At 68.7% G+C, this 13,545-nt stretch carries 11 protein-coding genes; all 11 read right to left on the bottom strand.

Going from position 1 to position 13,545, the window contains the following annotated elements; all coding sequences use genetic code 11:
- Positions 1–35: 35 nt before the first annotated feature.
- Genes AAW51_RS12690 through AAW51_RS12640 form a run of 11 tightly spaced genes read right to left on the bottom strand, consistent with a single transcriptional unit; the run spans position 36 to position 13,441 of the window.
- Positions 36–2,870: a tetratricopeptide repeat protein gene (locus AAW51_RS12690; protein ID WP_238947848.1), complete on the bottom strand. Its 2,835-nt coding sequence runs from the start codon at positions 2,868–2,870 to the stop codon at positions 36–38.
- Positions 2,851–4,713: a tetratricopeptide repeat protein gene (locus AAW51_RS12685; protein ID WP_238947847.1), complete on the bottom strand. Its 1,863-nt coding sequence runs from the start codon at positions 4,711–4,713 to the stop codon at positions 2,851–2,853. The genes AAW51_RS12690 and AAW51_RS12685 overlap by 20 nt, the downstream gene beginning before the upstream one ends.
- A 58-nt stretch (positions 4,714–4,771) precedes the next feature.
- Positions 4,772–5,347, bottom strand: a complete 576-nt coding sequence (locus AAW51_RS12680; RefSeq protein WP_047194906.1) for a hypothetical protein — start codon at positions 5,345–5,347, stop codon at positions 4,772–4,774.
- A gap of 13 nt (positions 5,348–5,360) precedes the next feature.
- Positions 5,361–6,548: a DUF3570 domain-containing protein gene (locus AAW51_RS12675; protein WP_169788019.1), complete on the bottom strand. Its 1,188-nt coding sequence runs from the start codon at positions 6,546–6,548 to the stop codon at positions 5,361–5,363.
- Positions 6,535–6,771 carry a DUF4266 domain-containing protein gene (locus tag AAW51_RS12670; protein WP_157359842.1) on the bottom strand — a complete coding sequence of 79 codons (237 nt, stop codon included), beginning with the start codon at positions 6,769–6,771 and terminating at the stop codon, positions 6,535–6,537. The genes AAW51_RS12675 and AAW51_RS12670 overlap by 14 nt, the downstream gene beginning before the upstream one ends.
- A gap of 2 nt (positions 6,772–6,773) precedes the next feature.
- Positions 6,774–7,286 carry a TlpA family protein disulfide reductase gene (locus AAW51_RS12665; RefSeq protein ID WP_053013519.1) on the bottom strand — a complete coding sequence of 171 codons (513 nt, stop codon included), beginning with the start codon at positions 7,284–7,286 and terminating at the stop codon, positions 6,774–6,776.
- Between the two features lie 22 nt (positions 7,287–7,308).
- A complete protein-coding gene (locus AAW51_RS12660) occupies positions 7,309–7,953 on the bottom strand; it encodes an outer membrane beta-barrel domain-containing protein (protein WP_047194904.1) in 645 nt (214 codons plus the stop codon).
- Between the two features lie 17 nt (positions 7,954–7,970).
- Positions 7,971–8,747: an SH3 domain-containing protein gene (locus AAW51_RS12655; RefSeq protein ID WP_047194903.1), complete on the bottom strand. Its 777-nt coding sequence runs from the start codon at positions 8,745–8,747 to the stop codon at positions 7,971–7,973.
- An 8-nt stretch (positions 8,748–8,755) separates the two neighbouring features.
- Positions 8,756–9,403 carry a hypothetical protein gene (locus AAW51_RS12650; protein ID WP_157359840.1) on the bottom strand — a complete coding sequence of 216 codons (648 nt, stop codon included), beginning with the start codon at positions 9,401–9,403 and terminating at the stop codon, positions 8,756–8,758.
- Positions 9,388–12,381 (bottom strand): HzsA-related protein, encoded by a 2,994-nt coding sequence (locus AAW51_RS12645; protein ID WP_047194901.1) that lies wholly within the window; start codon positions 12,379–12,381, stop codon positions 9,388–9,390. The genes AAW51_RS12650 and AAW51_RS12645 overlap by 16 nt, the downstream gene beginning before the upstream one ends.
- 55 nt (positions 12,382–12,436) lie before the next feature.
- The gene (locus AAW51_RS12640) at positions 12,437–13,441 is read right to left on the bottom strand and encodes an FAD:protein FMN transferase (RefSeq protein WP_047194900.1); all 1,005 of its coding nucleotides are present in this window, start codon (positions 13,439–13,441) and stop codon (positions 12,437–12,439) included.
- Positions 13,442–13,545: the final 104 nt, after the last annotated feature.

Genomic DNA, 13,545 nt, shown 5'->3' with positions numbered 1-13,545 from the left:
GAACCGCGAGGCCGCAGACCCGCCAAGGTCGCATGTCAGCGTATCGCATCGATCACGCCCTCGCTTCGTTCGCTCTTGCCGTAGCGCACCGGCTGCAGCTGGGCCAGCGCCGAGTAGCTGCGCCGCACCCATTCGTCATAGAGACCGCTGGCGGCCCGGCGTGCGTTCACCTCGTGCAGTTCGGTGGCCTTCTCTTCGAACGGATAGGCCTGCTCCTCGAGCAGCACGTCGTACTGTTCCAGCTCGGCCTTGGACAAGCGCTTGGGCCGCTGCGAGCCCAGCAGCGCACGGCCGAAGTCCTGGTAGAGCGCGGCGGTGTGGAAGGTGGCCGCGGTGGTGACCTCGGCCACGCCGTAGTCGGCGGCCACGCCATAGGCTTTCAGCGTCTCTTCCATCTTGGTCTTCTTGAGCTTGAGCTGCTTGGCGAGCGGCTCCACCAGCGCCACCTTGCGGTAGGCCTCGAAGCTCGGTTCGGCCACTGCCAGCGCGGCACGGGCGCCCAGATAGCGGGTGCGGTCGGTGCGGGCGCCACCACCACGCTGGTCGGCCTGCAGCACCTCTTGCATCCACGCCAACTCGCGGGGGGCATTGCCGTCGGCCTTGGCGAGACGGGCGAGCCGGAAGCGCGCTTCCACCGCCGGCTCCAGCGGCTGCGGGTACTGCTGCAGGTAACGCTCGTAGGCCTTGGCCGCCGCGGCACGGGCGGCTGTCTTCTCGCCGGTCTTGTCGGCCGCCTTCTCATACAGCTCGGCGGCCTGCCAGTGCGCTTCGCGCGCCAAACGGGGGTCTTTCTTGTCGGCCGCCAGACGCTCAAGTTCGCCGGCCGCTTGCGCCCACCGCCCCTGCTCGAGGTAGACGACGGCCAGTTTGCCGGCCACCTCACCTTGCAGCGGATGGTTCGGATGGCGCTGTCGGAAGTCTTCCAGCGACTGGGCAGCGGCAGCCCAGTCCTTCAGGCCGATCAGCGAGGCGGCGGCGTCGTACTGGGCAGTGGCCCGCACGGCCGACTGGGGCGCGACGGTGGCGACACGCTGGAAATGCGCGACCGCATCGCGCGGCTGCCCCGCCGCGCGCGCTTGCTCCCCCTGCTTGTAGATCGCGGCCGCCTGCCGCTCCTGCAGGTCGCCGCGGGCCGGGTCTTTCTCGGGGGTCAGGCCCAGCACTTCGCCGTAGGCCCGTTCGGCCGTCGCGAAGTCGCCGCGCTCGAAGGCGGTGTGCCCCACCACGGTCCAGGCCACCTTGCGCTGCGGCGCCGCCGCCGCGGGTTCGAGCGCCAGCACCTGCTGCGCGACCTTCGCGGCACGTTCGGCGTCGCGCAGCGCGTACAGGGTCTCGGCCGCATGGGTCAGCACCGGGCCCGTGCGGGTATCGGTCGGGAAGGCCTTGGCAAAACGCAGCGCGCTCTCCACCGCGGCCCCCCGCAGCGCCGCTGCCTGGGCCGGTGCCCCCCGCTTCTCCTGCTCGGCATAGCTCAGCAGGGCCGCGTAGCCGGCGTCGGCACTCTTGGGGTGCGGCGGGTAGTGGTAGGCCACCTTCTCGTACTCGGCGGCGGCCTCGTCGAACCGGCGGTCCTCGAACAGCAGCTCGGCCAGCAGGAAGTGGTTCTGCGCCGCTTCCGGGTCGGACGGGAAGGACGCGATATACGCCCGGTACCAGCGCACCGCTTCCTGGTAGTCGGCGGTGTTCTTGCTCTTCTGCGCGCTCGCGTGATAGTGGCGCGCCAGCTCGCTGAGGTGCGTTTTCACCAGCGGCTGGGCGTGTTCCCAGCCCGCCGGGTTGGCGCGGCGGAACTCGCTGTCGATGCCGTAGTGCGCCACGTAGGCCTTCTTGGCGTCCAGCGCCAGCGTGGCGAAGCCGGCCTGCTGGTAGATCTCGATCACGCGGGCCTGCAGCACCGGCGCCTGTGCATGCAAGGGGTGGCGCCGCGTGAAGGCGCCCAGCGTGTCGGCCGCGTCCTTGGTGCGGTCCTGCTTGATGTACAGCTCACCCAGCTGCTGGTAGACCCGGAACTCGTAAGCCCGGCGTGCGTCGGAGTCCATGTAAGGCGGGATGGACTCGGCGCCCTGCAGGTTCTGCAGCGACAAGCTGGTGACGCGGAAGGTGTCTTCGACCAGCTCGCGGTCGGCGCGGCTCAGGCCTGCCAGGCTGTCGAGATCGCCGTCGCCGGCCCCTACCCCGAGCTTCAGGTCGAGCACGCCGAAGAACGAGCCCAAGGCCTCGTCCAGCCGCCCTTGCTTGAAGAGCGACCAGCCGTGCATGTAGAGCGCGCGCTCGCGATAAGGGTTGCCCTGATCGCCGTCGATCACCGCGGCGTAAGCCTGCTCGGCCTTCGGGTAATGGCGCCCGGCGAACAGCAGTTCACCGCGGCGGAAGTGCGCCTCGTCGCGATAACCGGTCTGCGGGAAGTCGCGCACCAGCCGGTCCAGGGTCTGCAGGGCCGCCTCCAATTCGCCGCCCTGCTCGTGGGCGCGGGCCAGCTGGTAGAGCACGCGGTCGTTGCCGGGGTCCTGCGGATAGGCCTTCAAGAACTCCTCGTAGCGCGCGATGGCGGCGCGGTAGTCGGGGCCGTTCGCCCCGGTCGCGTCGGCACTGCGTTGGTCGGCCACCCCCATCTCCAGGTCGCCGAGCCGGCGCATCGCTTCGGCACGTTGGGGCGCCTTGGGAGCCACCGCCAGGAACTGGCGGTAGGCGGCGATGGTCTGCTCGTCGCTGCCCTGGATGCCCGGGTCGGGCTCGACCGCCACTTCGCGGCTCGCCAGCGTCTTGAGCGTCGGCTCGTTGTCGGGCGACGCCGGCTTGCGCACCACCGAGCAGGCGCACAGCCCGCTGGCGATCAGCAGCGTCAGCAGGCTATTTCTGGGCCGCATCATTGCCTTCTTCCTGCTTGAGCTGGGCATGGTCATAAAGCTGCGCGACCGCAAAGCGCGCCTGGGTCGTGTACACGGCAAGGCGCTCCTTCTGGCGCACCAGGGCCGCCGCCGCCAGGTCTTCGACGACCCGTTGCTGCTCGCCGCTGAGCGACGCCACGCGGGGCAGCAGTGCGTCGAGGCGGCGTGACAGTTCGGGGATGCGCTCGGCGTAACGCTCGAACCGTGCCGGTTCGTCGCGCTGCGCCTGTGCCAGCGCCTCTGTGCGCCGCTCGGCTTCGGCCAGCTCGGCGGCCACACCCTGGTAGGCCTTTTTCGCCGCCCACAAGCGCACCGGGAACTCTTGCGCCAGCTGCCAGTTCAACACCCCGGCCGCGAGCCGGTAGCGCTCGCGCGCGCTGTCCAGTTCGGGGTCGGCGCCGGCATGCTCCAGGCCCGCTTTGACCCGGTTCAAGCGGGCCAGCAGATCACGCTGTTTCGCGTCGGCGAACGCGCTGGCGTCGGCCTCGGCCTCCACCCGCGTCAGCTCGGCCTCGAGTTCACCGTGGCGGCGCAACAGCGCGGCGTGCCCGCTCTCGCTGTGCCGGGCACTCGCGAGGATCTGCGGCAGCCGCCCGGCAAAGGCGCGGCGACGATGGGTCAGCATGTCGTCGAACACGCCCAGCTTGCTCTGCCACGACTGCAGGTTGTGGAGCAGGAACTGCAGGTCGCGGTAGTTCTTGAACGCTTCCTGGAACTCGTGCCCCGCCAACACCTGGGTCAAATGGCCCGCATGCGGCATCTCGGGCAGCTCGCGCAGACGCCAGAACCAGCCCATCTCCTCGCCCGGGTTGCGGTCCATCAAGCCCTCGACAAGGCGGCCCGCGCGGATGGCGGCGATGGACTCGTCGAGCGCGGTACTTTCACGCTCGAAGGCTTCGATCGCTTCGTTGTAGCGCTGCAGCGACTGGCCATAGGCGCCCAGTTCGGCGTACACGTAGGCAACCGCGATCTTGGCTTCCAACACCGCCGCGTCGCTGCTGTCGCGCTGGCTCAGTTCGGTCCACGGCGCCAGTGCCTGCTTGGGCTGCTCCAGCGCCGCCGCGGCCCAGCCGAAGCCGAGCAGCGCCTTGTTGGCGTGCGGGCTCGCCAGGCGCACCCGCTCGAGGTACACCCGTGCCGGCTCGGCGCGCTGCTCCTGCAGCGCCGCGAAGCCGAGCGCGACGTTGGCTTTGTCACGCAGGCTGCGGTCTTCCTCGTTGGCCGCCGGCGCCCGGCCCAGCTCGTCGAGCCAGACACTGCCGCCGGCCGTGTCGCCGCTCTTGATCAGCGCCACGCCGAGGTTGTAGCGGGCGTACCGCCCGGCGCCGTCCTGTTGCGTCAGGCCCTTCAAGACCTCGGCCGCCCCCGGGTAGTCGGCCCGCGCCATCAGCAACTGGGCTTTCAGCAGGCTGCGCTCCTCCTCCAGCTCGGACGGCAGGTGCTGCTCGACGCGGTCCAGCGCCTGCTCGGCCTCTGCCAGGAAGCCGCGCTGGTAGCGGATCTTGGCCAGGTAGAACCAGGCGCGGTCGCGCACCGACGGGGCGGCGCCCTGGTCGATCAGCTGCTCGAAGATCTTGCCGGCTTCGCGGTGCAGCCCATAGGACAGCAGCATGCCGCCGCGCAGGACCTCGGCCTCGTCGGCGTGCTGCGGCACGCGCTCGAAGTGCTGCGACACCATCAGCGTGGTCAGCGACGTGAAATAGCGGTCCTGGAAAAAGTAGAACAGACCGTCGCCGTAATGCGGGTCCTTGACGACGCGTGCCGCCGTATCGGCCGCACCCGCCGGCGCGGCCGCGCCGAGCGTGGAGGCCACGGCCAAGGCCACGGCGCAGCGTCTGAGCCTGGAGCGGAGTAAAGACCGCGACTGCATGTGCCCGCCGCCCTTACTGCCAGACCTTGACGTCGAACTCCGGCTGCAGTTTGCCGGTGGAGTCCTTGATGCGCAGCTCGATGTACTTGGCGTCGTTGCCCTTCTCGAACTTCACCGTGGCCCCGCGTCGGTAGTCGCGTTCGTGCGGCCCCACGCCGGTGAAGAAGGCCACCAGCTCGTGCGTGCCCGCCCGCAGGTTGCCGAGGTAGACACGCTGCACGCCGCCGCGGTGCAATGCCAACACCTCCGCTGGCGTGTACAGGTAGTTGGCCACCACCTTGTCGTCCAGCTTCAGCTGCACCGAATCGAGCGCGAACATCTTGCCCACGTCCATCGAGACGAACACCGCCACTTGGGTGCTGGCGGGGAACAGCAGTTCTTCCTCCAACACCAGCAGGTCGCGGTTGAGCTGGATGACGTCGTGCTTGAGGGTCTGGATGCGCTCGTCCAGGCCGCCCTGCCCGGCCCCGGTCGGCGCGCTCGCGGCGGCTGCGGGCGGCGGCGGCGCGTCGGCGCTCCACGCTGCGGACACCGCGGCGATCGACATCAGGAACCCGAGGGCCCAGGCCCTGCAGTTGCGACTCGACATGAGGCCCACTCTCTCAATAAGTTGCCGACACATAGATCTGGAATACGTTCGCGTTAAAGGCATAGGGAGCGCCGGTGCGGACGTCGGTGAAATCGCTGTACTTGAAGCGCTTGAACTCATAGGTGGCGTGCGCCTTGATCTCGTACTCGCCCGGCACCTTCGCCAGGCGACGCGACACCTTCCCGCCCAGCCCGATCGAGTTGAAGCTGCTGAGCTGACGGTTGCGCGAGATGTAGGTGGTTTCGGTGCGGGCGTTGTCGCTGTAGAACAGCGCGTTCGACTGCGTGTGGTAGCGCAGGTAGGCATCGCCCAACCAGGCCTCGCCGAAATAGCGGCTGTAGCCGACCTCGGCGGTGTGGGCCTGGATGTCCCAGGTGTCCCAGAAATAGCGGTACTCGGCGTGTACGGCCCCGGCAGTGCCGATGGCGCCGACGGTGCGGAACTTCACCGCCCGGCTCGACCGCGTGCGGGGGTTGCGCTCGGGCACCGCGGCGCCGAACACACGTGCCGACCGGTAGGGGCTGCCGAGGTAGCCGCTGTCGGACACCATCTCGAAATTCGCACTCGCCACCCAGCGCGGCGTCAGGATCTGCGTGACGCCGAGCCGGTAGCGCCAGTGCCGCGCGCTGTCGAAAAACCCGGTGTCGGAGCGGCCCACCTTGTCCGACCCGCGCGAAAAGCCCAGGCTCACGGTTGTCATGCCGCCGAAGACGTCTTGCGACAGGTCCAGGCTGGCGCCGTCGGCCACGTAGTCGGGCTCCTTGCTGTGCGAGGTCGACAAGGTGATGAGCGAATCCTGGTAGACGTAATCCGCCCCCAGGCCGTACTCGGTGCGTCGCTCGTCGAAGGGGCTGGCCGTCGTGATGACGTCGATCGACGCGTTGCTGACGGCATCCACATAGTAGGAGGCCGACAGCGACACCCGGTCGGCCATGCTCTTGCGCACCAGCAGCGCCGGGCCGGTGGCCTTCACGCCGCCGCCGTCGTAGACATGGAACAGCGCCTCGGCGCGGTCTTCCGGCAGGTTGACCGCGTGCGCGGCACCGCCGGCGAGCACACCGCCGACCAAACCGGCCACATGGGCCCGGGTCACGACCGACCGACGCAGGGGCTCGCCGCGCTGCGCGAGCTGCCCCCGCAGCGCCCTCACCGCGCGTCGCCAGTGGGCCGCCCAGAAGCGCCGCCGACTAATTGCAGCCACATCCGCCTCCTTGGACGCCGGTGGCACCGCGCGCACCCTCGCGTACGTCATGTATGTGTTCGAAGTGTTTTGCGGCCAGGGCATCGCGCGAGACCTGCATGATGGGATCGGCCAGGCGTTCACGCTCGTAGGGCCTGACCCACGGCTCCGTGGCACAGCCGGCCAGCAGCGAGGTGACGCCCAGCAGCGCGGGCACCACAAGACGGCAAAGCGACGCGGGCATCTTCATTCCTTCAGCAATGCGCGGATCTGCTCGTCATAGGTGTTCTCGTAGCCGCTCAGATAGCCGCGGTGGAGATAGCGCACGCGTCCGTCGCGGTCGACGATGAGGGTCGACGGCATGGCCTTGACGTCATACAGACGGCTCACCTTCTTTTCGCTGTCGAACAGCACTGGGAACTTCACCCCCAGCTTGGACGCCATGCTGGCCGCGTTGCGGCCGTCTTCGTCGACGTTGACGGCCAGCACCGTGAAGCCCGAGCCGCGGTACTTGTCGTAGAGCCGGTTCAGGTGCGGCATTTCCTCCCGACAGGGGCCGCACCAGGTGGCCCAGAAATTGATCATCACGACTCGGCCTCGCTGCTCCTGCAGGCGCAGGTTGTCGCCCTTCAGTGTGCGCAGCGTGAAGTCGGGCGCCGCGGCCTGCGGGCCGACGGCCGCGACGGGCAAAGCGGCGCACAGCGCCAGCGCCGACCCCAGCAGCAGGTGTCGTAGCATTCGATAGCCAAGGTGTTGCATGCGGTACTCCTGCAGGGGTGGCTCAGAAGAAGAACGTGAGACCGGCGGTCAACTCGAGGTTGTGGGTGCTCTGGCGCTTGCCGAGCAGGTCGAGCGAGAACATGTGGTCGCGCAGGTCGACTTGCAGCGCCGCCCAGTCGGCCAGGAACACGCGCGAGCCGAGGCCGAGGTTGATGGTCTGGTTGCGCTGGTCGTTGAAGCGGGTGCTGCCGACACCGGCAATCAGGTAGAGCGCCGACGCCTTGGCGCGCTGGCTGCCGATGAACACTTCGCCGGGCAGCACGTTGTAGCCGACCGACAGGTTGTAGTAGCTCAGCGTCTCCTTCTCGCCCCCGAAGATGCCACCGGGCAGCACCTGCCGGAACGACTCGTCGCTGACCTTGGTGCGCCCGTAGGCCGCCTCGACGAAAAAATCTTCGGTGATGTGATAGCCCAGCCGCAACCCGGCGACCACGCTGCTGCCGAAGTTCTCGGTGGAATAGACGCCGGTGAACAGGCCCGCCTCGAAGTCGTTGGACGGGATGCGCGGGCGCTTGACGTCGCGCCGGTCGACCTCGGGCACGACCACCTGCTCGGTGGCGGGCGCGGGTTCTGCGGCAGGGGCGGCGAGCGACGCCATCGCCAAGGCGGTCGTCAGCAGCGGAAGGGCAAGGACCTGTGTGCGCATAGAGATCGTGGGTGACGTTAGAAGAAGAAGGAGATGCCGGCGGTGATCGCGCGGTATTCGATTGAGCGCTGCTCGTTGACGAAGGCGGTATAGAACGCGTAATCGGCCGAGACCACGAAGCGATCGCTCAAATGCCACCGCAGGCCCACGATGGCGTCCGCCAGGTTGGCGTTGGTCTTGGTGGCCCCGACCAGGCTCGAGTTGGGCACGTTCTTGAAGCGGCCGACGCCGATGCCGAAAAACGGCGACAAGCGCCGGTCCGACCACGGCTCGGCGGCCAGGTTGACGTGCCAGAAGTCGGTGCCGGAGAACACGCCCTGCACTTGCCCGATGCTGCCTTCCACGCTGAGCGACGGCGAGAAGCGGTAGGCCGTCGTGAGCTTGAGCATGGGCTCGGATTCGAAGCGGCCCCAGGCGCCACCGAGCTGCACGCGGCGCTGCAGGTAGTCGTCCAGCAAGATGTCGCGGAAGGTCTTCTGGCCTCCCGCCTCGGTCAAGGTGCTTTCCAGCTGCTGGCGACGCACCCAGCCCTGCTTGCCGCCGGCCGTGCGCACCTTGAACCAATCGGTGCGGCGCAGCTCGACCTCGATCCACTCATGGCGCTCGGCCACATGCGCGACCGGGTAGCCGCGCCCGGGGCCGGTGTGCAGTTCGATGTAGGGCTCGGTCACTTGCAGGCGCTCGGGCGCGCTGTCGGCTGCCTGCACCGGCGCGGAGGCGACCCAGCAGGCGAGCAGGCCGGCCCGCAACAGAGCGCGCGTTAGGTGCCCGCGCGAAGCAACAACAAAGGCCATCAGACCCCTCACTCGATATTGCAGGATCCGGTCTCGGGGTCGGCCGGCGTGAACATGTTGTGGCCGGCGCTGCTGAACTCGTCCTGGCCCTCCGGCATCGGATGGTTGATCCAGTACTCGATCAGCTTCACGTTCGGGTCGTCGGCGTTTTCGAACACCAGGCCACCGCCGTGCAGCACGTTGAGCACCATCGGTTTGGTCAGCAGCCGGCTCTCCATCGGCGCGCCGAACACCACCTCGCCCTGCGCCGAATAGAAGTTCTTGTACATGTCGGTCTCACGCACCACGTCGGGCGTGTTCGCCGGGCTGCCCAGGTCCACCGACTGCGCACCCGAGACGATGCGGAACGCGCCGCCGGTGCCGCTGGTGTTGTCATGGCACCCCGAGCCGGCGCAGGTGTTGTTCGACACCGTGCCGTTCTGATGCACCGGCAGCTGCTTCAGAAAGATTGGGTTGATGCACTTCTGGAAGTAGACGTACGACAACTTCTGGCCAACGGTGCCGCGCGGGTTGCTGACGTTGGGCGGGTTGTCGAGCGGATTGGAGCCCCCTCCCCCGCACGCTGTCAGCGCGAGGAAGGCGAGGCACCCGCCGGTGCGCCACCGGGTGCTCAAGAGGCGCCGGGCTTGCTGCAGCATGATCATGGGTTGGGACACCCCGTGGCGATCCAGTTGGCGATGGCGGTGTAGCCCGCGCTGCCGACCGGCAAGACCGCGGTGGTCTGGCCCGTCGCGCCGGACGGATGCGGCGCGGTCGACGGCCGGGCCAGCAGCGCGTTGGCAGACGCGTTGCAGGTGTTGGAGACCATCGTCAGCGTGACGTTGTAATCGCCGTCGGCATCGCCGGTGAGCACGAAGCGGTTGCCGCGGAAGTTGGAGCCGCTGTCGGGGCGGTGGCAGCCCATGCAAGTGCTGCGCAGCACCGGCAAGACCCGCGCTTCGAAGCTGCTCTGGCTCAGCGTGGTGACGGTGCGCACGCCGCTGGCGCCGTTGAACGGATCGTTGTAGTACTGGCCGCCCAGGTCCATCCATTCGGCCGCCAGGCGCTTCTCGGCGGCGTTGAGCAGGGTGGCGTGGTTGGGCGCGCCGGCGGGGGGATTCGGGTGTGCGGTGCGGGCCGCTTCGCCGGCCAGCAAGACATCGCCGAACAGGATTTCGCCGAGCCGGCTCTTGCGCGCGATGCCGGCGCTGTTGGCGGCGCCGGAGCTCGCCTCGACCAGCGGCGCGCCGCGCTCGACCATCGGCACCCCTTCGCGGACCCGCGTGACGGGGACGCCGTTTTCGATCAGCGGGTCGCCGATCAGCAGCTCTTCATAGGACGTGAGCCGGCCGGTGCCGCCGAGGGTGGCGCGCAAGTCGAGCTTGGCGGTGTCGGCGTGGCAGTTGACGCAGGTGTTGGCGCCGCGGTCGCGGGTCCACAGCGGCTGGATGTGGTCGGGATAGTTGATGACCCCGTTGGTCGGTGCCGGCGTGGCCAGGTCGTCCGCGGGATTGGCGTTGCCGGTATACCGGATGGTGATCGAGGGGCGCGCGGTCACGCCGGCCTTGCTGGTGTCGGCCCACACGTCGGTGTACGACAGGTCAGCCAACAACCGCAGGGCCGCGGGGTCGAGCCGGGTGCGGGTGGACGCCATGGTCTCACCTGCCAGATGCGCGCTGGCCATTGCGGGGCGCAACGCAGCCGGCACCGTGTCGACGACGGCGCCCGAGTTCAAGGCACCGCCGCGGCGCGGGCTGTGGCAGCCGTCGCAGGTGCGCCGTTCGCCGGGGCGGACCTGGATCCAGTTGGCGTGGGTCTGGAAGGCACGGCCCTTGGCATCGACGATGGACAGGGCCAGCGGCACGTCGGCCGGTACGTGCAGCTTGAAGGAGCCGTCGGGCTCGATCGGCGCATAGCCGAGGATCTGCTGCTGCTCGAACTCGGTTTCACCGATGGCCGAGCGCAAGCCCATCGTCGTGGCCGGCGGCGGCACGGCACGGGTGGCCCGCACGAAGCGCGCCGGGGCACAGTGATAAGCCGGTTGCGCCGGGTCTTTGATGCGCAGCAGGTCGGGCACCTGTGCCCGGGTGTCGTTGGGCTCGGTGGGGTTGGTCAGCGCGATGCCTTGTGTGCAGCCGGTCGGAAGGTCCGCCGCGGTCAGCATCTGCTCGCCCATCCGTTGGAGGCCGTCGGTGTCATAGACACTGCGCACCTCGATCAGGGCCATGTTGTCGGCGGCCAGCGCGGGGTCGACGTTGGTCGGCGGGGTGGCGTTGGGCTCGGGCCGGGGTTGCAGCGCGACCGGGTCGGTGTACATGAAGCCCTGCGGAGGCGACGCCACCGGCAGCCAGGTCTGCTTGGCCGGGTTGAACATGTAGATGGCGTAGTTCGGCGGCACGTTGTCCTGCACCGTGTCGGCCGCCTCCTCGGCCTCGGAACGGTCGCGGTTGCCCAGGCGTTCGGCCTCGGCGGGCGTCAGCGTGGCGCAGGGCACCACCTTGCCCTCGCGCATGACCTCGCAAGGACGGTAGGCCACCAGCACGCGGTCGGTGCCGTCCCACAGCGGATACGGCGCGCTGACCCGCCCGTAGAGCGACAGGCCTTCGTCCATGTTCAGGCTGCGTTCGGTCAGCTCGCGCTGCCCGCCCGCGGTCGGCACGGTGCGGTTGGCCGGCGTGTTCTGCTCGGAGTAGTTCTTGATGTCGATGAACATCAGCGCGCCGCCTTCGTCAGTGCCCGACAGCGGCATCAACGACGACGAGACGAAGCCGGCGTAGCGGCCGGTGGGCGCCATGTCGCGCGGGTGCAGGAAGCTGTTGCCCGGGCTGTGGGCGCCGTACAGCACGAACATGTCGGTGCCGTCGGGCTTGGTGCGGAAGATCGCGAAGCGGTTGCGGTCGCCCAGGTGTTCCCAGCGCGAGAACATGATGTCGCCGTTGGGGCGCACCACCGGGTTGCGGTCGTGGCTCTGGTTGAAGGAGATCTGTTGGACGTTGCCGCCCTTGGTGTCCATCGTGTGCAGGTTGAACACCCGCTCGCGCTCGTATTCGTCGAGCGCGTAGTAGCTGCGGCCCAGGGCCTGGTTGACCTTCGACTTGGCCTGGCGGTTGGACGAGAACACGAAGCCGCGCCCGGCTGGCAGGTAGGCGGGGTCGACGTCGTCGTCTTCGATGGAGCTGGTCAGGCGCCGGAAGCTGCCGTTGGTGAGCCCGCCGCTGCTCATGTCGTATTCCCAGATGTTCCAGCGGCCGGTGCAGGCGGGACGGCCGTCGACGGTGGCGGTGTTCGCGGCCGGGCAGCGCATCGCGAACACGATCTTCTTGCCGTCGTAGGAGACCTCCGGGTCCGACGCGTCGCCGACCCCTTGCGTGAAGCGCCGCGTGAGGTTGTGCTCGGGCGCGCTGGGGGACGATTTCTCGCGGATGAACAAGTCACCGCCGGCCGCGCTCGGCGCGCCGTTGGTGGGGTTCATGTTGACCGTGCTGGGCCGCATCACATAGGCGATCGCGACGTCGCCCTCCACGGTGCCCGAGTCGGCGCCACTGTCGCCGCCGCTGCCGCAGGCGGCCAGCCACAGGCTCAGTGCCGCGGCCGCGGCCGCGGAAGCGAAAGCGAGCCCGCCTCTTCTTTTTGTTCTCGATTGCGTCGTGTCCATCGTGCCTCTCCTGAAGACTTTCTTATTGCTTGGTTTCGATGCGGGAACACATGCATCACGGTTGGGGGGTGCCGCCTCCTGGCAGCAAACCCGACGAGCTGTGCAGCACGCCGTCGGCATCGACCACCACGGCATCCACGCCGGGCATGGACTCGACCAGCTGCAGCCCCTGCTCGACCCCGAGCATGAACACGCTCTTCGACAGGCCTTCGCTGGTGAGCCCGTCGGGCGCGAGGATGGTGACGCTGCGCACGCTGCTGGGCGACCTGCCGGTGCGTGGGTCGATGAGATGGTGGAAGCGCACCTGGCCGTGCTCGAAAAAGCGCTCGTAGTCGCCCGAGGTCGAGATGGAGACGTCCTCCAGCGGCAGCACCGCCACCACCTCGCCGGGCCGCCGGGGATCGCGCACCGCGATCGTCCAAGGCCGCCCGCGGCGATCGCCCAACACGTGGCTATCGCCGCCGGCGGAGACCATGGCATGGCGGATACCGGCGGCCTTGAGGATGGCGATGCTTTTGTCGACCGCATGGCCCTTCGCAAAACCGCCGAGATCGATGCGCACGCCGGCACGCGCGAAACGCACGCTGCGGCTGTGAGGGTCGAGGAGGAGATGGCGATAGCCGACGGCGGCGCGCGCCTGCTCGACGGCTTCCTCGGTGGGCCTGACCCGGCGTCGGTAGTCGTACAGGTGGCCCACGGCCGCGTAGGTGATGTCGAAGGCGCCGCCGGAGAGTTCGGAGAAGGCCATCGAGCGCGCGATCAGTTCGTACAGCTCATCGCTGACGGGCACTGGTCCGTTCGCCGCGTCGCGGTTGAGGCGCGACAGCTCGGAGTCGGCCTTGTGCGGGCTCATGGCGCGGTCGATGCGGTGCATCTCGGCCATCACGGCCGCCATCGCCGCTTCGGCTGCGGCCCGGGTCTCGCTCCACAGCTCGACCCGCACGGGCGTGCCCATGATGGCTTCCTGGCGGCTGTACCAAGCGCCACCGGCAACCGCCCGATCGCGACGCCGCGACAGGGGGCCGGCGCGATGGCCGACATTCGACAGGCCCAGTGACATGACCACTCCCTTCAAGTTGGAGGGTCTTTGAGCAAAGGGCATGCCACGGCGGGACAAAACCGATGCGAGCCGCGGGCGAGGATCGATGGGCTGAGCGGCCTTTT

Origin of the sequence: Caldimonas brevitalea (genome assembly GCF_001017435.1) — a bacterium.
In the GTDB taxonomy this organism is placed as follows: Bacteria; Pseudomonadota; Gammaproteobacteria; order Burkholderiales; family Burkholderiaceae_C; genus Caldimonas; species Caldimonas brevitalea.
The sequence above is the reverse complement of the archived record's forward strand: the minus strand, read 5'-3'. Positions and strand labels throughout refer to the sequence as shown.